Annotated in this window: 20 protein-coding genes; 14 read left to right on the top strand and 6 right to left on the bottom strand. The window is 30.6% G+C overall.

Annotated elements, in window-relative coordinates:
• Positions 1–485: 485 nt before the first annotated feature.
• Entirely contained in the window at positions 486–674 is a 189-nt protein-coding gene (locus KA926_RS11730; RefSeq protein WP_107384581.1) for a 2-hydroxymuconate tautomerase, read from the bottom strand.
• 147 nt (positions 675–821) lie between these two features.
• Between KA926_RS11730 and KA926_RS11725 the strand changes: the two genes are divergently transcribed.
• On the top strand, positions 822–2,093 hold the full coding sequence (locus KA926_RS11725) for a Y-family DNA polymerase (RefSeq protein ID WP_210144491.1): 1,272 nt from the start codon (positions 822–824) through the stop codon (positions 2,091–2,093).
• 288 nt (positions 2,094–2,381) lie between these two features.
• On the opposite strand, the gene KA926_RS11720 is transcribed toward KA926_RS11725, so the two are convergent.
• Entirely contained in the window at positions 2,382–3,254 is an 873-nt protein-coding gene (locus KA926_RS11720) for an oxidoreductase (RefSeq protein ID WP_210144489.1), read from the bottom strand.
• Between the two features lie 124 nt (positions 3,255–3,378).
• Between KA926_RS11720 and panD the strand changes: the two genes are divergently transcribed.
• Positions 3,379–3,762, top strand: coding sequence for an aspartate 1-decarboxylase (gene panD, locus KA926_RS11715; protein ID WP_107384584.1), 384 nt, complete (start codon positions 3,379–3,381; stop codon positions 3,760–3,762).
• Positions 3,763–4,049: 287 nt separating this feature from the next.
• Here the strand turns inward: panD and KA926_RS11710 are convergent, their stop codons facing one another.
• Entirely contained in the window at positions 4,050–5,141 is a 1,092-nt protein-coding gene (locus KA926_RS11710; protein WP_210144487.1) for a prephenate dehydrogenase, read from the bottom strand.
• 718 nt (positions 5,142–5,859) lie between these two features.
• On the opposite strand from KA926_RS11710, the gene KA926_RS11705 reads away from it, so the two are divergent.
• The 10 genes from KA926_RS11705 (at position 5,860) to KA926_RS11660 (ending at position 15,817) form a co-directional block, all read left to right on the top strand.
• The gene (locus KA926_RS11705) at positions 5,860–7,269 is read left to right on the top strand and encodes an anthranilate synthase component I (RefSeq protein WP_210144485.1); all 1,410 of its coding nucleotides are present in this window, start codon (positions 5,860–5,862) and stop codon (positions 7,267–7,269) included.
• Positions 7,266–7,862, top strand: a complete 597-nt coding sequence (locus KA926_RS11700) for an anthranilate synthase component II (RefSeq protein ID WP_210144483.1) — start codon at positions 7,266–7,268, stop codon at positions 7,860–7,862. Before KA926_RS11705 ends, KA926_RS11700 begins: the two co-directional genes overlap by 4 nt.
• Positions 7,831–8,847 (top strand): anthranilate phosphoribosyltransferase, encoded by a 1,017-nt coding sequence (gene trpD / locus KA926_RS11695; protein ID WP_210144481.1) that lies wholly within the window; start codon positions 7,831–7,833, stop codon positions 8,845–8,847. Before KA926_RS11700 ends, trpD begins: the two co-directional genes overlap by 32 nt.
• Positions 8,831–9,613 carry an indole-3-glycerol phosphate synthase TrpC gene (trpC, locus tag KA926_RS11690; protein WP_210144479.1) on the top strand — a complete coding sequence of 261 codons (783 nt, stop codon included), beginning with the start codon at positions 8,831–8,833 and terminating at the stop codon, positions 9,611–9,613. Before trpD ends, trpC begins: the two co-directional genes overlap by 17 nt.
• The gene (locus tag KA926_RS11685) at positions 9,610–10,239 is read left to right on the top strand and encodes a phosphoribosylanthranilate isomerase (protein WP_210144477.1); all 630 of its coding nucleotides are present in this window, start codon (positions 9,610–9,612) and stop codon (positions 10,237–10,239) included. The genes trpC and KA926_RS11685 overlap by 4 nt, the downstream gene beginning before the upstream one ends.
• 2 nt (positions 10,240–10,241) lie before the next feature.
• Positions 10,242–11,456 (top strand): tryptophan synthase subunit beta, encoded by a 1,215-nt coding sequence (gene trpB / locus KA926_RS11680; RefSeq protein ID WP_210144475.1) that lies wholly within the window; start codon positions 10,242–10,244, stop codon positions 11,454–11,456.
• On the top strand, positions 11,449–12,192 hold the full coding sequence (trpA, locus tag KA926_RS11675; RefSeq protein ID WP_210144473.1) for a tryptophan synthase subunit alpha: 744 nt from the start codon (positions 11,449–11,451) through the stop codon (positions 12,190–12,192). The genes trpB and trpA overlap by 8 nt, the downstream gene beginning before the upstream one ends.
• Before the next feature lie 120 nt (positions 12,193–12,312).
• Positions 12,313–12,972 (top strand): type 1 glutamine amidotransferase domain-containing protein, encoded by a 660-nt coding sequence (locus tag KA926_RS11670; protein WP_210144471.1) that lies wholly within the window; start codon positions 12,313–12,315, stop codon positions 12,970–12,972.
• 290 nt (positions 12,973–13,262) lie between these two features.
• Positions 13,263–14,522: an aminoacyltransferase gene (locus KA926_RS11665; RefSeq protein ID WP_210144469.1), complete on the top strand. Its 1,260-nt coding sequence runs from the start codon at positions 13,263–13,265 to the stop codon at positions 14,520–14,522.
• A 35-nt stretch (positions 14,523–14,557) separates the two neighbouring features.
• Complete coding sequence (locus KA926_RS11660) at positions 14,558–15,817, top strand: aminoacyltransferase (RefSeq protein ID WP_107385324.1); 1,260 nt, start codon at positions 14,558–14,560, stop codon at positions 15,815–15,817.
• 327 nt (positions 15,818–16,144) lie between these two features.
• Here KA926_RS11660 and KA926_RS11655 read toward each other — a convergent pair whose 3' ends face one another.
• Positions 16,145–16,666 carry a DUF308 domain-containing protein gene (locus tag KA926_RS11655; protein WP_210144467.1) on the bottom strand — a complete coding sequence of 174 codons (522 nt, stop codon included), beginning with the start codon at positions 16,664–16,666 and terminating at the stop codon, positions 16,145–16,147.
• Between the two features lie 192 nt (positions 16,667–16,858).
• Between KA926_RS11655 and KA926_RS11650 the strand changes: the two genes are divergently transcribed.
• On the top strand, positions 16,859–18,055 hold the full coding sequence (locus KA926_RS11650; RefSeq protein ID WP_348634180.1) for a class I SAM-dependent methyltransferase: 1,197 nt from the start codon (positions 16,859–16,861) through the stop codon (positions 18,053–18,055).
• Positions 18,056–19,046: 991 nt separating this feature from the next.
• On the opposite strand, the gene KA926_RS11645 is transcribed toward KA926_RS11650, so the two are convergent.
• Both KA926_RS11645 and KA926_RS11640 read right to left on the bottom strand, forming a co-directional pair.
• Positions 19,047–19,802: a MerR family transcriptional regulator gene (locus tag KA926_RS11645; RefSeq protein WP_210144465.1), complete on the bottom strand. Its 756-nt coding sequence runs from the start codon at positions 19,800–19,802 to the stop codon at positions 19,047–19,049.
• 191 nt (positions 19,803–19,993) lie between these two features.
• Entirely contained in the window at positions 19,994–20,344 is a 351-nt protein-coding gene (locus KA926_RS11640; protein WP_210144463.1) for a hypothetical protein, read from the bottom strand.
• A 258-nt stretch (positions 20,345–20,602) separates the two neighbouring features.
• Between KA926_RS11640 and pepF the strand changes: the two genes are divergently transcribed.
• Entirely contained in the window at positions 20,603–22,423 is a 1,821-nt protein-coding gene (gene pepF, locus KA926_RS11635; RefSeq protein ID WP_210144461.1) for an oligoendopeptidase F, read from the top strand.
• Positions 22,424–22,482 lie beyond the last annotated feature (59 nt).

Here is a 22,482-nt window from a genome sequence, read left to right as displayed (position 1 = left end):
TGATCGTGCATGCTTGCCTGGGGTATGGTTCTAGCCTGTAGTCTCTCGCTCATATCATTTCCCCGGGCGTCCGCACGATGCAAAATCGCTATAAGTGATGTGTTTTAATACAATAGAAAAAAGCTTCGTATTATTTAACTTATACAACTAATAGAAAGTCATATTTTTACTTAAGCAAAAGATATAACTTAATATGAAAACACATGATGGATGAGTCCATTTTATATAAAATATTACGATTTTGATCGTGCATACTTGACTGAGATATGGCTCGATCTTGTAGTCTCTCACTCATATCATTTCCCCGGGCGTCCGCACACTATAAGTGATGTTGTTGAAAATAATTTTATGTACCTATATGTATCATTCGTTTCTTTGGTCATATCATTGATAAGTGAATGAATTTTTGAAAAGTAAAAAACATCAATCTCTAATATGTTTAGAATAGAAATTGATGCTTATGTTCTAGCTTTTTGATATGTAATTTATTGTTGATCTGATTTTCTAATTCCAGCAACACCATAATGAGAGGCTTTCATTTCTTCTATTACAACCTGTATAGCGTCTTTGTTAGCACCTGTGGTTTTCTCTACTGCATTAGTAACTTCTGTGACTAAATTTTTTAGTTGTTCATCAGAACGACCTTCTAATAGTTTTACATTTACTATTGGCATTTAAATTCCTCCTAAAGCTATTTTTATATATTATAGCATAAAAATTCACAAAATTATAAAAATATAAATAAGAACATTTGTTCTCATTTATATTGAAATAGAACGTATGTTCTTTTATAATGTAAGTGATTAAGGGAGGAATGTTATATGTATGAATTTTATGATTACAATCTGTTAGAGGAAAGAGATATATTGTGTATCGACCAAAAAAGTTTTTTTGCAAGTGTTTCTTGCATACAAAAAGGATTAGATCCAATGAAAGAAAAGTTAGCAGTTGTTGCGGATACTAAGAGACAGGGATCGGTTGTATTGGCTGCTACGGGTCCACTAAAAGCTATAGGTATTAAAACAGGGTCAAGATTATTTGAAATCCCTCATAGAAATGATATATATATTATCAATCCAAGCATGAGAAAATATTTGGAAGTTTCAGTAGCAATTTCTAAAATCGCTTTACGCTATGTTGCTCCAGAAGATTTACACCAATATAGTATTGATGAATTTTTTATGGATGTAACAAATAGTTATCACAGATTTAGTAGTACAATTCAATCTTTTTGTATAAAATTACAATATGAAATTCTAGAAGAAACAGGTATACATTGTTCAATAGGGATTGGATCAAATATGTTATTAAGTAAAGTTGCAATGGATGTAGAAGCAAAACATACTGATGATCTCATTGCTGAATGGAGATATCAAGATGTGTCGCACAAACTTTGGCCTATTTCACCATTGAGTAAATTTTGGGGAATTAGTAGAAAAACAGAAGCAAAAATGAATAAAAGAGGTATCTTTACTATAGGTGATTTAGCTCATTATCCATATCAATATTTAAAAAGAGATTTTGGTACTGTAGGTGTGGATTTACATTTGCATGCAAATGGTATTGATCAAAGTAGAATAAGAGACAAGTATAGTGTAGTTAATCCTTCAATTTGTAAGAGTCAAATATTGATGCGTGATTACCATTATGATGAAGCTAAAATAGTGATGCAGGAATTAATTGAGGATGTAGCGAGTCGTGTTAGAGCAAGAAATAAATTAGCTAAGACGATACACTTTTCATTTGGTTATAGTGATCAAGGAGGGGTTCAGAAACAATACACATTAGAAGACCCAACAAATTTAGATGGTACTATTTTTAAGGTGGTTGAATATTTAGCAGATAAATTATGTGATCCAACAATGTTGTACAGAACGGTGAGCATTTCACTCACGCAGTTTATAGATGAGCGAAATACACAATTGAATTTATTTATAGATGAATACGAAAGAAAAAGGAATGAAAAATTGGCCAAAACGATTGATGCGCTGCATCAAAAATTTGGTAAAGGTATCGTATCTAAAGCAATCTCCTATACAGATGCAGGCACAAAACATGGGCGTTTAGGACTTATGGCAGGGCATAAAATGTAAAAATTAAAATAATAAGCTGAATGTTTAATATAGTCATAAATCAATTTCATTAGCAATATATGGAACGGAGATGATTTTAAGTAAGTTTATACGGTGCAGCCCGTCTCTAAAGTAGCTGTTGAATCAAACTTAGTTAGCTTTTTAACAAATACAATTTAAATAACGTACCTATAAACATAATAGATGATTTGTCTATGCTAGGTAAGTAAAAAATCTAACGTACATCTATTAAACGTATAAATATCATATTGGTATGATAAGGAGGATATAATAGACTTTACATTACTACTATGAGTTATTTAAAAAAGTATGATGTCTTGATAGTAATAAAGCATAAATTGTATCTAGATGAGGTGTTGTTAATTTGTACTTTCGAGCTTGTCGATATAGAAAACCTTGTATGCCATCGATTTCTAATGGTGTATTTAAAAGTACATCATAATACATGCTTGTTCCCATATCGTCTGGATAACCTTGATAAATTGTCATTATTTCTTCAATAACGTTATCAGAAAGATTGATACCAGAATGTTTAGCTATCATATAACCTTCATTTAATAACGATATGCATAATGATTTAATATGAGGTTGCTTGAGAATAGATGCAGGCTGTATTCCAAGCGCTGTAACTGTATTGATTGCTAAATTAACTAATAGTTTATACCAGATTTCCACTTCAATATTTTTATGTAACACAAGCGAAAGACCACTTGGAGCTAATATTTTTTTCAATGACACTGTGTTGTCATCTTGTTGTAAATGCAGTATTTCATCTCTAAAGTGAATCACATGTTGAGCGGTCTTTTGACCACTAATATAAGTTACAGCTTGATATATATTTGGTAGAGGAAGTTTTAAGTGTTGTCCATATCCATTTTGAGCTAGTATAACAATAGTAGTAGCTTGTGATAAATGCTTGATTTGTTCATATAACCCCTCTAAGTGTGGAATTTTAACAGCGATGAATATAATATCTAATGGTTCAGTAATATCTGATGCTTTAACAACATTAAGTATTATATTTACATTATTCGAAGCATCTTGATAGGTAATGTGCTCATTACGTCGACCAATTAAATAGACTTTATGTTCTGTTGTTAAAAGTTGAACTGTAATACAGCTACCAACAGCACCAGGACCAATAACACCTATCTTTTTCATTTATAGTTGACCTCCGTTTATTTAGAAAATAAAATTATAATAGATATGTTTATGATAGTAATCAATAACGAAGTGTTAATCAACTAAAAATGTAAAATTATTTTTGAACAGGAGCATAAATCAAATGATAAAAACTATGATGAATGGAAAAATACATCGTGCACGTGTAACAGAAGCTAACCTTAATTATGTTGGTAGTATCACGATAGATCGTAATATTTTAGATGCAGTAGATATATTACCCAATGAGAAAGTTGCAATTGTTAATAATAACAATGGAGAAAGATTAGAAACCTATGTGATTGAAGGAGAACGTAATAGTGGAAAGATATGCCTAAATGGTGCAGCTGCTAGACTTGTTCAAGTAAATGATATTATTATTATTATGTCTTATGTACAAGTTACTGCAGAAGAAGCATTAAATCACAATCCAAAAGTCGCGCTTATGAATGAAAAAAATGAAATTATAGAGATGATACAAGAAGAAGAAGGAAAATTACTAAATTAGTTATGTAAAACAACATTTGAAATATAAACAGTCCCATCCAAATTATATCGAGATAAGATAATAAAACGATATGAGCCTAGCCGTAGCTTTCTAACAAAAGAAAACTGCGCTAGGCTCATATTTATATTTGATAATAAATTGAAAATGCTTTTATATTTAGCGTTGTAAAAAAACAGCGATCATTACCACAGAAATGAGTGGTTGGCTTAAATATGTTCTTTACGATTTATGAAAAAAACAAAAAAACAATAACAATTAAGTAATTAAACTTTTTAAAAGGATAAAATCTATTCAATATAAGTATCAAAATCACTTAATGCTTCAGCGCCTTTTTTACGGTCTTCTGGATTTTTGAAGCTAATACGTAACGCACCATAAATATCTTCACGGACTTCTAATATTCTTAAGTTGCTTATAGAAATATTATGTAAACTAAGGATGTGTGTTACTTGGCTAATCATACCCGGTTTGTCCGGAATATCTACATAAAGATCATACTCTATAGATAGTGCACCTTGTGATTTAAGGGGGAGTTCATCTCTATATACTTTTGCATCATTATAAAAATTATATAACGCGTCCGGTTTGTTTTCTTCAACAAGCGTAATGACATCCTCCATTTGTGATTTCCATTCTTTTAATATATCAACAATAGTATTTTTATTTTCAATAGTAATATCACGCCACATAATTGGACTGCCACTTGCAATTCTTGTAATGTCTCTAAACCCTCCAGCAGCAAGTGTTTTAACTAATGAAGAGTGAGATGCGTGGTTTGCATTTAAATGAACGAGACTCGACGCAATGATATGAGGGACATGACTAACGATTCCTGTCACAAAATCATGTTCTTTTGGATTAGTAGCAATAAATTTTGCATTTGTTGTACTGAGTAATGAGCGGATTTCATCAAAAGCTTTATCATTTGCAGGTTCGTCGTGAACCAAAACATAAAAAGCATTTTCAAATAAATGTTTCTTTGCATTGAGTACGCCAGATTTATGACTACCCGCCATCGGGTGACCACCAATTAGGTGAATATTGTGATTTAAAAGGTATTGTTCATATTGCAAAATCGTCAATTTAGTACTGCCAGTATCGGTAACAATGACGTCAGACTTTGTTTGATAGTTTGGTAGTTCTTGTAAGTATTTGATTGTTTGTTGCACAGGTGTGGCATAAATAATGATATCTGCATTTTCCACACAGGTTTTATAATCAGTAGATTGATAATCAATAATTCCAATAGATAAAGCTTTTTCTAATTGGGAGCAATCTGCATCATATGCAGTGATTTCAATGTCATTATGATAATATTTTAAATTACTTGCCAGACTACCACCAATTAAGCCTAAACCTACGAAAAGTATTTGTTTCATTTTGCTGACCACCTCTATCAAAATTTTCAGAATAGTAACATTGTATAGTAGGAGTAGTTAATTCGCAATACATGTTTTATTTTCTATTTCATAAGTAGAACTCATTTATAAGACCACTGTTTTAACAGTTTTTGATTCTAAACGATTATGCTTACACAATTTCAATATAATTAAAACACTAAGTCACCAGATTACTTTAAATAAGTAGAAGAATTTAAAAATAAGAGTTGACAAAAATGAATGATGCTTGTATTATTCTAGTTAATTCATTTTGCAACGACAGTTGCCGTTTGAAAGGTAAAGTAACGTATATGATTTGTAGCAAGTAGAAAGCTAATGGTAGATGGAAATTAGCACAACATATATTGTGAATTGGGCTTTTAAACGTAAGCATAATATAATAATTTTTAAAGTGAACAATGAAATTGTTAACTAAGGTGGCACCACGGTAACGCGTCCTTACAGCATGCGTTAGTGTGGTGTTTTTTATATAAAAAAACAAAATGTAGTAAGTTGTGAATGGTAGCAAGCAGAAAGTTAGTGGTAGATGAAAACTAACACCTACACATACTGAAATTGGGTTTTGTTGGATTAAAATTGCATAATTAAATGAGTGAGTAGGTGAGAATGATATTATCTACTAATTTAGGTGGTACCGCGCATCAGCGTCCTTAATTAATATTTAAGGATGCTGATTTTTTTATAAGGAGGAGTAAAAATGAAGGTGCAATATCAAAAGATAAATGCTGAAGTAACACCAGAAGCATTGGCAAGATTAAAAAAACAAAAAATAGTGTTGGAAAGTACAGAACAATCTAAAGTGAAAGGGCGTTATTCAATTGTAATATTTGATGTATACGGCTCAGTGACTTTAGATAATGAAAATATGGCCATTCAATACAATGACAAGCAAACAGAGATAGAAAACGAAGCACCATATGAAAAACTGAAAGCTTTTATAGATCAATATAAGGTAGAAATAGAAGACGAAGATTTAGCACAATTACCATTTATCTCAGGATTTGTCGGATCATGCAGTTTTGATTTGGTAAGACATGAATTTCCTGTATTAAAGCAAATCGATTTAGCTGACCATAAACAACACGATGCTAAATTTCACATGGTAGAAGATGTATACGTATTTGACCATTACAAAGAGCATCTATACGTTATATCCACAAACTTGTTTTCCAATGAAAATGAAGAACAATTAGCATTACGTGTCAAACGTCATGTTGATGAGTTGCAAAATATAAATATATATCCTTCGCCTATAAAAAATGACATAAAAGACAAAGCAATTGAATCGAACATTACACCAGATCAATTTAAAAAAACTGTTAATGAAATGAAATCATTGATACAACAAGGGGATATGTTTCAAGTTGTACCCTCAATTATATATAAGTATAAACATAATTTTGGAATGAATTTACAACAATTATCGTATCAGCTTTATCAGAATTTAAAGAGACAAAACCCAAGTCCTTACATGTACTATTTGAATTTTGATGAACCGATTATTGTAGGTAGTTCGCCTGAAAGTTTTGTCAAAGTGAAAGGGCAAACTGTAGTCACAAATCCTATAGCTGGAACAATTAAACGAGGCACGACTGACAAAGAAGACCTTGAAAATGAAAAACAACTAATCAACGATGAAAAAGAGATAAGCGAACATAGCATGCTTGTTGATTTAGGTAGAAATGATATTCATAGAGTGAGTGAAATTGCTAGTTCTAAAATTGAAAAGTTAATGTCAATTGAACGCTATGAACATGTTATGCATATCGTTAGTGAGGTAACAGGAAAACTGAAATCAAATTATTCGCCAATGACTGTAATTGCAAGTTTATTACCTACAGGTACCGTGTCAGGAGCACCTAAATTAAGAGCAATACAAAGAATTTATGAAGCCCAACCTCAAAAACGAGGTGTATACAGTGGAGGAATAGGATATATCAACTGTAATCATGACCTAGATTTTGCTTTAGCGATTCGTACAATGATGATTGATGATACATACATCAATGTAGAAGCAGGATGTGGTGTCGTTTATGATTCAATACCTGAAAAAGAATTAGAAGAAACAAAATTAAAAGCCAAAAGTTTATTGGAGGTATCACCATGATTTTAGTAGTGGATAATTACGATTCTTTTACGTATAACTTAGTCAATATTGTAGGAAAGACTTCTGATGTAATTATTAAATATCCAGATGATCCTGAAATATTTGATTTAAAAATAGATGGTTTGATTATATCGCCAGGACCTGGACATCCATTAGATACTAGCTATTTAGTCAATATTATTGAACATTATAAACATAAACCTATATTAGGTGTATGTCTGGGCTCACAAGCATTGACATGTTACCACGGTGGTGATGTTATCCAAGGTGAAAAAATATGTCACGGAAAAAAAGATACGATGCAGATTGTAAGTGAATCCAAACTATACCGAAATATTACAGAATATTCTGAAATAATGCGCTATCATTCATTAATTAGTGACCCAAAAACGTTACCCGATACATTAAAAGTAACTGCTCAAACAAAAGATAGTATTCAATCATTTGAGCATATTAATGACTTACATTTTGGCATACAATATCACCCAGAATCTTTTGCTACGGAATACGGTGAAGCAATCATAAGTAACTTTTTAAATATAGTAGAGGAGGTCAATTATATTGAGTCTACAAAATCATATAAAACAGTATAAGCCACTTAATCAAACACAAATGAACGAATTTATAGAATTATTAATCACAGATCAACTAGAAGATGATACAAAACGAGAACTGCTAGAAGCCTTTTCGGAAAGAGAGACTAGTCAAGCAGAATTAACATATATTTCAAAAAGCTTAATAGGGTCTATGTATCCTACACAACCAACTTTTCCTAATAGTATGTGTGTTTGTGGTACTGGCGGAGATAAATCTAATAGTTTTAATATTTCAACAACAGTTTCTTTTGTATTGGCAAGTGCAGGTGTACCAGTTATTAAACATGGTAATAGAAGCGTTACATCAGCATCAGGGAGTACCGATTTATTAAATGCAATGCGTATTCCGACACGAAGTGTTGAGGAAACATCAACACATTTAAAAACACAAGGGCTTGTTTTTTTAAATGCGACTGAAACGTATCCAATTATGAAGCATATACAACCGTTAAGAAAAGCCATTAGTAATCCAACTATTTTTAATGTTACTGGACCATTAATTAATCCATTCAAACTAGATTATCAAGTTATGGGTGTTTACGAACCGTCTCAATTAAATAAAATTGCGCAAACATTAGCAGATTTAGGTAGAAAAAGAGCAATCGTCTTACATGGTGCAAATGGTATGGACGAAGCTACATTGTCTGGAAATAACACACTATATGAAGTGACAGAAGACAAACATATTAAATCTTATTCTATAAATGCAACAGATTTAGGGTTAGATTATGCACCAAATACGGATTTAAAAGGTGGCACACCTCAGGAAAATTTAGAAATTACAAAACAAATATTAAATGGTAAAGATCAAAGCGCTAAAAGAGATGTTGTGCTATTGAATGCAGGCATTGCCTTATATGTTGCTGAAAAAACAGCCACTATTCAAGAAGGTGTTCATAAAGCAAAAATATTAATTGAAAATGGAGATGCACTTAAACAATATAACAAAATGGGAGGAAAAACGTATGACTATATTGGATGAAATAGTATCATATAAAAAGGAATTGTTGAAGGATGGCTATTATACAAAAAAATTATCAGACCTTGATGAGGTAGACATTACGCATAAAAAAACGTTTGAGTCACAGTTAGCACAAGCTGATCAATTATCGGTTATTGCTGAGATTAAATCGAAAAGTCCGACATTATCTGAACTTCCAGGGAGAGATTTGAAACAACAGGTTAAGGCGTATGAAGCATATGGTGCTAACGCAGTTTCAATCTTAACAGATGAACATTATTTTGGAGGGAGTTACGAACGATTACAAACTTTGACACAAGTAACTGATTTACCAGTATTGTGTAAAGATTTTGTAGTTGATCCTATTCAAATTGATGTTGCTAAAAAGGCAGGTGCATCTATAATTTTACTTATTGTAAATGTATTGACTGATCAACAGTTGAAAGCCTTATATGATTATGCGATATCAAAAAATTTAGAAGTATTAGTAGAAGTTCATGATAAAGAAGAATTGGAACGTGCTTACAAGTTAGATCCCAAAATTATTGGTGTAAACAATAGAGATTTAAAACGATTTGTAACAGATGTTTTGCATACAAATGAAATATTAGAAAATAAAAAAGCAGGTTATTATTATATTTCTGAAAGTGGTATTCGCAACAAACAAGACGTTGCGAGTATTATAAACGCAGGTATTGATGGTTTACTTATCGGCGAATCATTAATGAAATGTGATGATTTAAGTCAGTTTTTACCAAGTCTAAAGTTAGATAAGGTGAAGGTATGAAATTGAAATTTTGTGGTTTTAAAACAATTGAAGATGTATATAAAGCAAAAGATTTAGATATTGATGCAATTGGTTTTATTCATTACCCCAAAAGTAAACGTTATGTGGATATCGATAAGATAGAAACATTTGCTAACATAATACCAGAAGATAAAGACAAAGTAGTAATTGTAGTAAATCCAGATTATCAAACGATTAGTAACCTCATAGATAATACAAATATAACTACCATCCAATTACACGGGTTGGAAAATTTAGAAACCATTCATTTTATACGTCAAAAAAAAGACAATATAAAGATTATTAAAGCATTGCCTGCAAAAAACGCAAATACATTAGCGAAGCATATTCAATATTATAAAGGTTTTGTAGATCAATTTATTATTGATACACCATCAATTTCTTACGGTGGTACTGGCCAATCCTATGATTGGGGAATCTTAAAAGATATAAAAGATGTGGATTTTTTAATAGCTGGCGGTATGAATTATAAAAATATTCAAAGTGTAAGTAAACTTAATTTAAATCACAATGGTTATGATATTGCAAGTGGTATCGAAACAAATGGTGTAAAAGATAGCGAAAAAATGCAAGCAATCATAGAACTTGTAAAAGGAGTTAATTAAATATGGTTAAAAACATACAGACAGAAGCAGATGAATTTGGATTTTTTGGCAATTTTGGTGGGCAATATGTCCCAGAAACATTAATGCCAGCAATTCAAGAACTTAAACAAGCTTATGAAAAAGCTAAAATAGATCCTGAGTTTCAAAATGAACTGAATAACTATTTAAAAGATTATGTAGGAAGAGAGACCCCATTAACATATGCGGCATCATATACAGAAGCGCTAGGCGGGGCAAAAATATATTTAAAAAGAGAAGATTTGAATCATACTGGTGCCCACAAAATTAATAATGCCCTAGGCCAAGCACTTTTAGCTAAAAGAATGGGCAAAAATAAATTAGTTGCAGAAACTGGTGCAGGACAACATGGAGTTGCTAGCGCGACAGCAGCAGCCTTATTTGATATGGAACTCGTGGTGTTTATGGGTGAAGAAGATATCAAACGACAAGAATTAAATGTATTTAGAATGGAATTACTTGGTGCAAAAGTTGAACCCGTGACTGAAGGACAAGGAACGTTATCTGATGCAGTTAATAAGGCGTTACAATATTGGGTAAGTCATGTAGACGATACACATTATTTATTAGGGTCTGCATTAGGACCAGATCCATTCCCGACTATAGTGAGAGATTTCCAAAAAGTTATAGGTAATGAAATCAAAGAACAAATCAAAGAGAAGGAAGGGTGTTTACCAGATGTGATAATTGCATGTGTAGGCGGAGGATCAAATGCTATTGGTACATTTTATCCATTTATTCAAGATGATGTTGCACTTTACGGTGTTGAAGCAGCAGGAGAGGGCATTGATAGTGACAAACATGCACTCGCAATAAATAAAGGTCATGAAGGTATTTTACATGGTACAAAAATGTATTTAATACAAGATGAAAATGGACAGATAGAATTAGCACATTCAATCTCAGCTGGGTTAGATTATCCAGGTGTAGGACCTGAGCATTCATATTATCATGATATTGGTAGAGTTAAATATGCAACTGCTAGTGATAGACAAGCTATGGATGCATTGGTGAAATTTACCCAGGCAGAAGGTATTATACCTGCGATAGAAAGTGCGCATGCATTAAGTTTTGTTGAAGAGCTAGCACCATCTATGGATAAAGATCAAATCATTGTCGTAACTGTGTCAGGGCGTGGTGATAAAGATATGGAAACGATTAGAAACTACATGAGACAAGGTGGCGAAAGTAATGCATAAATTATTTATTCCCTATATCATGGGGAACAAAAATTTTATTGAAAATATGAAAATATTAAGTGAATCAGGCGCGGATATTATTGAAGTAGGCGTTCCATTTTCAGATCCAGTAGCTGATGGGCCAGTGATTATGGAAGCTGGAAATAAAGCCATACAACAAGGCGTGAATATTGCATATATTTTTGATGAACTGACTGCACATCGTGATTCTATAAACAGTCAATATGTACTCATGACGTATATCAATATCATTAATCATTATGGAGAAGATGCATTTTTTGATGCATGTGAGAAAGCTGGTGTATATGGATTAATTATACCTGATTTGCCACATGAACTTGTCCAACAATTAAAAGATAGACATCCTCATCGCAAAGTTAATATTATTTCATTAATTGCTATGACAACATCTGATGAACGCATCAATCAAATTTCAGAAAATGCGGAAGGGTTTATCTATACAGTTACAATGAATGCAACAACTGGAGAAAATGGAAAGTTTCATCCAGAACTAAAACGAAAAATTGAAAAAATTAAAAACAAAGCAAATGTACCTGTAGTAGCCGGTTTTGGTATTCGTACTAAAACGCATGTTAATGACATTAGCGAAGTAGCTGATGGTGTAGTCATCGGTAGTGAAATTGTGAAACGGTTTGAACAAGACCAAAAAGAACCGACAATCGCGTATCTAAATTCAATTAGAACAACACTAGATGATGTACAAATTAATAAATGATGTGTAATGTTTATTTTAGATGGGTATTATTTGAAATAGATAGTCAAAATTGAAACATCGAAATGAATTCGATGTGATTTCAAGTAGATAATAACCTAAATAAATGAAGAGGTGACAATCGTGAATAAAAAAGTTTTATTCGTTATAACAAGTAGAGCACAATATGAAGATGGTACACCAACTGGATTATGGTTGGAAGAGGCAAGTGAACCTTATCATATTTTAACAGAATCAGGTATCGACGTAGATATTGTTTCAATAGAAGGTGGAGAAATTCCTTTAGATCCAAATTCAACTCAAAATGACGAATTAACGAAATATGCACAATTTGTAGAAAAAATTAGTGATGTGCCTAGTATAGATAACATTAATGTTTCAAATTATGATGCAGTTTACCTACCAGGTGGTCATGGTACAGTATTTGATTTTGCCCATAATCAAAAATTAGCTAATATCTTGTCTGATTTTAAACAAGAAGGCAAATTTATAAGTTCTGTATGTCATGGGCCAAGTGCATTTGTCGGTGCAAAAGATAAAAATGGTAAATATCTTGTAGAAGGTGTTACTTTAACATCATTTACAGATGATGAAGAACGTACGATGGGACTAGAGAATAAAGTACCATTCTTAACACAAACAGAATTAGAGCAACAGGGCGCTAAATTCGTTACCAAAGATAATTTTACGGAACATGTTGAAACAGATAGTCAATTCATCACTGGTCAAAATCCTCAATCAAGTGTAGCAATCGGTGAAGCATTAAAAGATGCCTTAAAATAGTGAGATTTTTAAAATAAGTTATATTGGGTAACATGAACTACTAACAAGGAAAATACTTGTTAGTAGTTTTTATATTTACAAAATAAATTAAGATTTGTGTTTAAATAGTTATTCTTTGTTAGAATAAAAGTAATGCTATAATAAAACAATACATAAATTATAAGTGAGTTGTAGCATTTAGTAATTCTAACTAGGGTATCGATTTAGTTTTATAATTGAATATTGTATAATAATTAAGATTAAAGTTTAAACTCGAAATAAAGTACTATAGACAAATAGGAGTATATAAAATGAAATTTACGAATTTAACTGCAAAAGAGTTTGGTGCATTTGTTGATCACATGCCCAACAGTCATTTCACACAGATGGTAGGGAATTATGAGTTAAAAATTGCAGAAGGCACAGAAACACATTTAGTAGGCGTTAAAAATAATGAAAATGAAGTTATAGCAGCATGTTTATTAACGGCTGTACCAGTTATGAAAATATTTAAATATTTTTATACAAATCGTGGTCCAGTGATTGATTTCGAAAATAAAGAACTCGTCCATTATTTTTTCAATGAATTAGCTAAATATGTAAAAAAACATAATGCATTATATTTAAGAGTAGATCCATACTTAGCATATCAATATCGAAATCACGATGGAGAAGTATTAGAAAATGCAGGTCATGATTGGATTTTCGATAAAATGAAACAACTTGGTTATAAACATCAAGGGTTTTTAACTGGTTTTGATCCAATTATTCAAATAAGATTCCATTCTGTATTAGACTTAAAAGATAAGACAGCAAAAGATGTATTAAATGATATGGATAGTTTACGTAAACGTAATACGAAAAAAGTTCAAAAAAATGGCGTGAAGGTCAGATTCTTAGACGAAGATGAATTACCTATTTTCCGTTCGTTTATGGAAGATACTTCAGAATCTAAAGATTTCGATGATAGAGAAGATAGTTTTTATTACAATAGGTTAAAGTATTATAAGAATCGTGTATTGGTGCCATTAGCTTATATGGATTTTGAAGCATATATCGATGAACTCAAGTCAGAGCGTGAAGTGTTAAGTAAAGATATCAACAAAGCGCTTAAAGATATAGAAAAACGTCCTGAAAATAAAAAAGCATATAACAAAAAAGAAAATTTAGAAAAACAACTTATTGCAAATCAGCAAAAAATTGATGAAGCTAAGTCATTACAAGAACAACACGGTAATGAATTACCAATTTCAGCAGCATTCTTTATTGTTAATCCGTACGAAGTAGTGTATTACGCTGGAGGAACATCTAACGAATTTAGACATTTTGCAGGAAGCTATGCAATACAATGGAAAATGATAAATTATGCAATTGATAATAATATTGATAGATATAATTTCTATGGCATTAGTGGTGATTTTTCAGAAGATGCAGAAGATGCAGGTGTTGTTAAATTTAAAAAAGGCTTTAACGCTGATGTAGTTGAATATGTTGGTGATTTTATAAAACCAATAAATAAACCAATGTACAAAATTTATACAATGTTAAAGGGATTAAAAGATAAAAAGTAGTAATACGTATTATATTTAGAAAGGAACTAGCTATAATGAAATTTACAGAGTTAACTGTCAAAGAATATGACAATTTTGTACAAAATCCAGCTTTAGAGAGTCATTACTTTCAAGTAAAGGAAAATATAGCTACTAGAGAAGAAGATGGTTTTCAAGTTGTTTTATTAGGCTTAAAAGATGATGATAATCAAGTTATCGCAGCTAGTCTTTTCTCTAAAATCCCAACTATGGGTAGCTATGTATATTATTCAAACCGTGGTCCAGTCATGGATTATAATGATTTAGGTTTAGTTGATTTCTATTTACGTGAATTAGATACTTACCTTCAAAAACAAAATTGTTTATATGTGAAAATGGATCCTTATTGGATATACCAAATTTATGATAAAGATATTAATCCAATGCCTGATTATCAAGAAAATGATGCGCTTGTTAATTTATTTAAATCACATGGATATACGCATCATGGTTTTACAACAGAATATGATACATCAAGTCAAGTTAGATGGATGGGTGTACTTAATTTAGATGGTAAATCACCAGCATCATTAAAAAAACAATTTGATAGCCAAAGAAAACGAAATATTAATAAAGCGATTAATTTTGGCGTGAAAGTAAGGTTTTTAGAAAGAGATGAATTTGACATCTTTTTATCACTCTATCGTGAAACTGAAAAACGAGCTGGTTTTGTATCAAAAACTGATGAATATTTCTATAATTTCATAGATAATTATGGGGATAAAGCTTTAATTCCTCTAGCTTATATTGATTTAGATGAATATATTACGAATACGCAAGAAAGTATTAATGAAAAAGAAGCGCGTAGAGATCAAATGATGCAAAATGAAAATAAATCTGATAAGCAATTGAAAAAAATTGCTGAAATCGATAAACAAATTGAACATGATAAAAAAGAATTATTACATGCGAGTGAATTAAGACAAACAGATGGCTCTATCTTGAATCTTGCAGCAGGCGTATATTTTGCTAATGCGTATGAAGTGAATTATTTCTCAGGTGGGTCATCTGAAAAATACAATCAATACATGGGACCTTATATGATGCATTGGTTTATGATTAATTATTGTTTTGATCATGGATATGGTCGTTATAATTTCTATGGCTTATCTGGTGACTTCACTGAAAATAGTGAAGACTATGGTGTTTATCGATTTAAACGAGGTTTCGGCGTACAAATCGAAGAATTAATTGGTGATTTTTATAAACCAATCAAAAAAACGAAGTATAAGTTATTCAATACGCTTAACAATATTAGAAAAAAAATTAAAAAATAAAAAGAAAGCATACTGGTATATAAGCCCTAAGCCAGTATGCTTTCTTATGTTCAAAAGAGGCTGAGATATAATGGATTCTCCCAACCTCATTTTACGTAAGACGAAATCTATTTAATAAAATTAGATTTCGTCTTACTCCATTTGCGTGGATTATCATGCGATGTCACTTCTGGTTGTTTTCCACATTTTTAGTATATATCTCACTAATCAGAAGTGCAATATCATTTTATTATATAAACAAGATAGTAAATTAATAAATAATATTATTCAAAAATGTTAGGTTTAAGAAATATTTCTAATATATTAAGAATACTTTTTTGAAAACAGTTAACGTAAAGCGTCTATGAGATAAGTTATTCCAATAATAAAGAAAACTGCACTCATAAATACAGCGATAACAACAGCAGCTATCAATGGATTAAACAATAAAATGACACCAAATATAATTTCTATAATGTTTAATATAATAGATACCATATGAAATCGTTTGTTTGCACCTTCTGCTGCCGTAATCGTAAACATATTCAAAAGTGCATTAATAATAAACCATATGGCAAATAAATAAACAATAAATGTTGTACTTGTTACTACATTAAATAATATCAGTATACCAATAATGATGTTGATAATACCTAAGATAATAAGTGAATTCGAACCATTTTGCGTGGCTTGTTTCATAATACGCCTTACAAAAATTTCAATGAAGCCATTAATTATAAATAAAATACCTATTAACCAAGTAATGGCAAATAAATTTTCTTCAGGAAAACTAATGATAAAAACGCCTATAATCAAGAAGAAAACACCTATTAATAAACTGGACCATTTAATACCTGATTTTTGTTGCATGTTTTTCACTCCAATCTCAATAATATATACCCAAAATGAAAGTATTCAACACTTTAGTAAATAATAATATTATTATGTTAACAAAAATAAATAACAAAGTAACCTGTTTTGTTTGATTTAATAAATATTTAGGTCCAATCTATAATATGTAGGGTTTGAAAATTAAGTATTCGTTTTAGGAGTGTATGATCAGTGGGAATTTCGATTCAAAAATCAATTTATAAAAAACTATTAAAAAATTTAGCAACTGAGCCGTTTAGTGTAACATTTTGGGATGGTTCAACCGTACATTATAATGACGGAATTGCTAAATTTCATTTAACTTTCAATAGACCGTTAAATAAAAAACTGTTAAAAGCAAATCCGATGATTGCATTAGCAGAAGGCTATATGGATAAGAATATTGAAGTCAGTGGTGATTTAGAATTTATTATGGCGTCCATCTTTTCACAACAAAAAAGTTTTATTAATAAACCTAAGAAAAAATATGTACAATCTCGTAAAAAACATAAAAACAATAAAAAAATTGCTAAAGAAAATGCTTCATTTCATTATGATTTAGGCAACGATTTTTATCGCTTATGGTTAGATAAAACGATGAATTATTCTTGTGCATATTTTAAAACGAAAGAAGATTCGTTATATACAGCTCAAGTTAACAAGATTAACCATATATTAAAAAAGCTAAATTTACAGTCTGGACAAAGCTTATTAGATATTGGATCTGGGTGGGGACATCTTATTATTGAAGCTGCAAAACAATATAATGTCCAAACGTTAGGTATTACATTAAGTGAAGAACAATATATTAAAACAAAAGAGCGCATTAAAGCTGAAGGTTTGATCGGTCAAGTGGATGTTAAGTTAATGGATTATAGAGAACTCATTAATGAAAAGAGAACTTTTGATCGCATTGTAAGCGTAGGTATGTTAGAACATGTTGGACATGATCATATTCCTATATTCATGGAAAATACCCATAAGTTATTGAAAGATGGCGGTGTGGCCTTATTGCATTGTATTACTGGACTTGTAGAAGTAGAAGGTAACGACTTTCTCACTAAATATATTTTTCCCGGAGGTGCAATTCCTTCTATAAGAGCGTTAGTTGACAATATGTCACAAAATAACTTAAAAATTGTAGATGTAGAAAGTTTAAGAAGGCATTACACTTTAACTTTACGCAACTGGGCAGAAAATTTTGAAGCAAATATAGGTAAAGTACGAGAACAATTTGATGAGAGGTTTATAAGAATGTGGCGTTTGTATTTAAATGCATGTGCAGCAAACTTCACATGTGGTGTTTCCGATTTGCACCAGTTTTTAATCACAAAAGGCGTCAATAACGAACTGCCAATGACAAGAGATTATTTATACAAAGATAATTAAAATAAATTTTTTGATCAATAGTGTTGAGATTTTACTTTTTATCTCCACACTATTGATTTTTTTATGATATAGTAACATAAATGTTTAGTTAACGTTATTTATGTTATGTAAACCTTTGTTTATATATGATTATTTTTAAACCATAAGTTAAGTAAGGATTGTTATAAATATTATCTGATAGCAACACTCTTATAATTAATAGAAACTATAATTACTTTTTAAAGGAACTATCTCATTTGAAACGCTGAGAAAGTGATTTCTGAACGTTGAACTTTGCTTTTGTGTATCTATGTAAACATGATTGCAAATGAGAAGAAAATCAATTTATGATAATGTGATTGTCAGCTAGATTACTGTAAATACACGTTGAGTATGGTTAAGAAAAAGTAGAATCCATATAGTGATGGTCACATGAATGCAATAAGATGTGATTGTCAGTCTTAAGTTAATTTTGTATGTGTAGCTTAAGTTTTGGTTAAATTAATTAAGGATTTATCATACGATGAATTTTAAACTTTTATAAATTAATAGATAAATCAGCATACATATATAAATCAACATTTTAGTTTACATAATATATATTATAGGAAGTTATGTATATTTTGATATAAGGGACCTATCATATAATCTTTATGTTATTTACGTCTGTTCAATTTTATTTTCGTTTGCTTTTTTGAATAACCAATTTCCTATTTTACTTGCAGTTTAAATTAGATTATTCTTTAACTACTTTAATAACTGTAATTATTAAGTCACTATGTATTCTTTATATATAATTATTTGCATTGTATCTTAAGTATGTAACGATACGTATTAATCTATTAAGTATGTAACGATACGTATTAATCTATTAAGTATTTACTATAATCTATTAATCATTATATGAACTCTACAGCTTTAATCATTGATGCTGAAAATATATCTGATAAATTTACATAAAATATATACCTTTATCAAATCGTAATTTTTTTGATTTAATAAAGGCATATCATTATTCTTTGTTTTTTACATAAACATCTATTGAGTCTTTAATGAATTGAGCAGTGCCTGTTCCAAATTTATCAATATTTACTTTGAATCGTTCGTCTTCGACATACATTTCACCTAAACACTCAAAAATATCTAATGTGTAATTAAAATTTAAGTTTGAATTTAAATAATCATACCATTTTTGTACGTTTGACTGGACCTCAACAGATTCTGGTGGCCGACTTTTTAAATTGGCGAAAGTTGAAAAGATATCATTCATTTCATTTGTTTTTAGAATTTTTTCTTTGTCTGACCATGAGTTAATATGTTGGTTAGCTTTTATTATAGTGCTATCGCCCCACTTTTTACGTGCTTCTCCATCATAGCTTTTAGATAAATTATCAAAATTAAAGCCTTCGAATTTTTCTTCATTGGTCATTGCTATTTCTCCTCTCATATGACGTAATGTTTGATTGATTGTTTGAATCATTTGATCAGTACGATTTTGTCTTTCAATAAGTAATTGCTTGTGTATTTTTAAAGCTTCTTGTCTATCGAAAGACGGGCTATCAATGATTGATTTTATTTTTTTAAGAGAAAAGTCGAGTTCTCTAAAAAATAAAATTTGCTGTAACTTATCTAGGTCTGTTTCTGAATATAGCCGATATCCTGATTTGGACAGTTTCGTTGGATTTAATAAATTAATTTCATCATAGTAATGTAACGTACGCACACTAATACCTACTAAATTGGCTATTTGTTTAACCGTCATTTGCATTTTTCTTACCTCCTCATAAAATGACTATAATGCTTAACGGAACGTTAGGGTCAATAATAAATTTTGTATTATTTTTAGCAGTATAATAAAAATAAAAAGTCCCTGAGACAAAATGTGTCTGGGGACTTTCAATATTGGTAGATGAAACAATGAGCTTTGTATTTTTATTCCGATGCTACTTTTTTTAACAATTATTTTCTTCTTTTAAATTCATGTGCTTCCTCTTCAGGCGAGATACCACGTTTTTTCATTACTTTTAATGCCTTTTTTTCTCGACGTTTACGTCTGAAGTCACGCGTAGAGTACCAAATTAAAAAGCTCATGATTAAGCTTAATACCGCCATAAATGCAGCAAAACCTAATAAAGGCTCGTAAGTAATATTTTCAAAATTAGGTATTAAGAATGCAGCAATAGCTAATATAACAAATGTTAAAATTGCAGCTGCAAACCATTTATTTAAAACAAGTGTACAAAATAATGTAACTACTATAACAGCCACTACTGTAATCCATAAAAAATTAGGTAAATCAAAAATAGTCATTTATAGCGCTCCTTATAAAAATCGACAAATTTGTCATTATAACAATTATACTAAATGAAATTATATATCATATCCATCTTGAGTAGTATAATAACATATTAAAATATTGCATTAATCACGTCAAATTAACATTCTTTATACAATTAGATAACTTGTTTTCTTACGCTGGTTTGGTCTATAAACGCACAATTGTATCTTACCAGGTAATTTCATGTATAATTAAACATGAAATTATTATACATGATTAGGAGTGATTAAATGGCAGATACTTTACCACTTAGAAATGAAGTTTCAGCTGAAACAACTTGGGATATTTCAGCTCTATTTTCATCAGATGAAGCATTTTATCAAACTTTAGATAACACCACAGCAGCTGCAAAAACATTTAATGAAAATTATGTTCATCAATTGGATAATCCTACTATTATTGAAAAGGCATTAGCTGTATATTCTGATATCTTGGTCCAATTAGATAAAATGGCAAATTATGCAGAATTGAGATTAAGTGTTGATACGGCGAATGAACAAGCACAAACATTAAGTGCTAAATTTTCAAATACTTATGGAAAAATTGCGAGTGAACTATCATTTGTTGAATCAGAAATATTGGAACTTTCTGATGAGGTATTCAATCATTTTATTTCAACATCTAAATACCCACATTATTTAAAAAAATTAAAAGAAAGTAAACCGTATCAACTTAGTCCTGAAGTTGAAAAAACATTAGCAAGTTTATCATCAGTGTTTGAACGTCCTTTTGAACTATATGGTATAACGAAGATGTTAGATATAGATTTTGATTCGTTTGAATATAACGGTAAAACATATCCTTTAGATTATGCTACCTTTGAAAATGAATATGAAGATCATCCAGAAGAAGCATTTAGAAGGATTAGTTTCAAAAATTTTAGCGATGCATTAAATAAGTATCAACATACAACTGCTGCTACATATAATATGCAAGTACAACAAGAAAAAATTGAAGCAGATTTACGTGGTTATGATTCTGTAATTGATTACCTATTACAAGATCAAGAAATTACTCGAGATATGTTTGACCGTCAAATTGATGTTATTATGAGCAATTTAGCGCCTATTATGCAAAAATATGCGAAATTGATTAAACGTGTTCATGGCTTAGAAGTCATGCATTTTGAAGATTTAAAGATATCTATAGATCCTAATTACGAACCAGATATCTCTATTGAAGATTCTAAAAAATATATTTATGGCGCATTAAATGTATTAGGTGAAAATTATTTGAATATGGTTGAAACAGCTTATCAAGATAGATGGATAGATTTTGCTCAGAACAAAGGTAAAGATACTGGTGCGTATTGTGCAAGTCCATATGCTACACATTCGTATATATTTATTTCTTGGACTGGTAATATGACTGAGACATTTGTATTAGCACATGAGTTAGGACACGCTGGCCATTTTACGTTAGCACAAAGTCATCAAAATTATTTGGAATCAGAACCATCCATGTATTTTGTAGAGGCACCATCGACAATGAATGAGATGTTAATGGCGAATTATTTATTCGAAAATAGTAACGATGCTCAATTTAAGCGTTGGGTTATAGGTTCTATCGTTTCTAGGACATATTATCACAATATGGTAACGCATTTACTAGAAGCAGCGTACCAACGCGAAGTTTATAAAAAAGTTGATAATGGCGAATCGCTGACTGCGCCATTATTAAATCGAATTATGTTGGATGTTTACACTCAATTTTTTGGAGAAAGTGTTAAATTTACTAAAGGTTCAGAGCTTACATGGATGAGACAACCACATTATTATATGGGATTATATTCGTATACATATTCTGCTGGCTTAACAATAGGTACAGTTATGTCACAACGTATTCAGCAAGAAGGACAACCTGCTGTGAGTGATTGGTTAAAAACATTGCAAGCAGGTGGCAGTCAATCACCTACTGAATTAGCTCAATTGGCTGGTATTGATATTCGCACTGATCAGCCATTAAAATCTACAATTACATATATAGGTAAATTGGTAGATGAGTTGGAGCAGCTTACAGATGAAATTGAAGCAGACAATCATCAACACTAATAAATATAAATAAAGACATATCTTAAAAAAGCACGATGTCGATAAAATAAGCAAGCCCT

Origin of the sequence: Staphylococcus sp. GDY8P94P, from assembly GCF_017892255.1 — a bacterium.
GTDB lineage: Bacteria > Bacillota > Bacilli > Staphylococcales > Staphylococcaceae > Staphylococcus > Staphylococcus cohnii.
This window is presented reverse-complemented; position numbering and strand designations above follow the sequence as displayed.

Bases quoted from the DNA above. Each gene is read 5' to 3' on its own strand.
- KA926_RS11700 (WP_210144483.1), top strand. From the start codon at position 7,266: ATGATTTTAGTAGTGGATAATTACGATTCTTTTACGTATAACTTAGTC.
- KA926_RS11705 (WP_210144485.1), top strand. From the start codon at position 5,860: ATGAAGGTGCAATATCAAAAGATAAATGCTGAAGTAACACCAGAAGCA.
- trpB (WP_210144475.1), top strand. From the start codon at position 10,242: ATGGTTAAAAACATACAGACAGAAGCAGATGAATTTGGATTTTTTGGC.
- KA926_RS11665 (WP_210144469.1), top strand. From the start codon at position 13,263: ATGAAATTTACGAATTTAACTGCAAAAGAGTTTGGTGCATTTGTTGAT.
- KA926_RS11730 (WP_107384581.1), bottom strand. From the start codon at position 674: ATGCCAATAGTAAATGTAAAACTATTAGAAGGTCGTTCTGATGAACAA.
- KA926_RS11720 (WP_210144489.1), bottom strand. From the start codon at position 3,254: ATGAAAAAGATAGGTGTTATTGGTCCTGGTGCTGTTGGTAGCTGTATT.
- KA926_RS11640 (WP_210144463.1), bottom strand. From the start codon at position 20,344: ATGACTATTTTTGATTTACCTAATTTTTTATGGATTACAGTAGTGGCT.
- panD (WP_107384584.1), top strand. From the start codon at position 3,379: ATGATAAAAACTATGATGAATGGAAAAATACATCGTGCACGTGTAACA.
- trpC (WP_210144479.1), top strand. From the start codon at position 8,831: ATGACTATATTGGATGAAATAGTATCATATAAAAAGGAATTGTTGAAG.
- KA926_RS11725 (WP_210144491.1), top strand. From the start codon at position 822: ATGTATGAATTTTATGATTACAATCTGTTAGAGGAAAGAGATATATTG.
- KA926_RS11645 (WP_210144465.1), bottom strand. From the start codon at position 19,802: ATGCAAATGACGGTTAAACAAATAGCCAATTTAGTAGGTATTAGTGTG.
- KA926_RS11655 (WP_210144467.1), bottom strand. From the start codon at position 16,666: ATGCAACAAAAATCAGGTATTAAATGGTCCAGTTTATTAATAGGTGTT.
- KA926_RS11685 (WP_210144477.1), top strand. From the start codon at position 9,610: ATGAAATTGAAATTTTGTGGTTTTAAAACAATTGAAGATGTATATAAA.
- KA926_RS11660 (WP_107385324.1), top strand. From the start codon at position 14,558: ATGAAATTTACAGAGTTAACTGTCAAAGAATATGACAATTTTGTACAA.
- pepF (WP_210144461.1), top strand. From the start codon at position 20,603: ATGGCAGATACTTTACCACTTAGAAATGAAGTTTCAGCTGAAACAACT.
- trpA (WP_210144473.1), top strand. From the start codon at position 11,449: ATGCATAAATTATTTATTCCCTATATCATGGGGAACAAAAATTTTATT.
- KA926_RS11710 (WP_210144487.1), bottom strand. From the start codon at position 5,141: ATGAAACAAATACTTTTCGTAGGTTTAGGCTTAATTGGTGGTAGTCTG.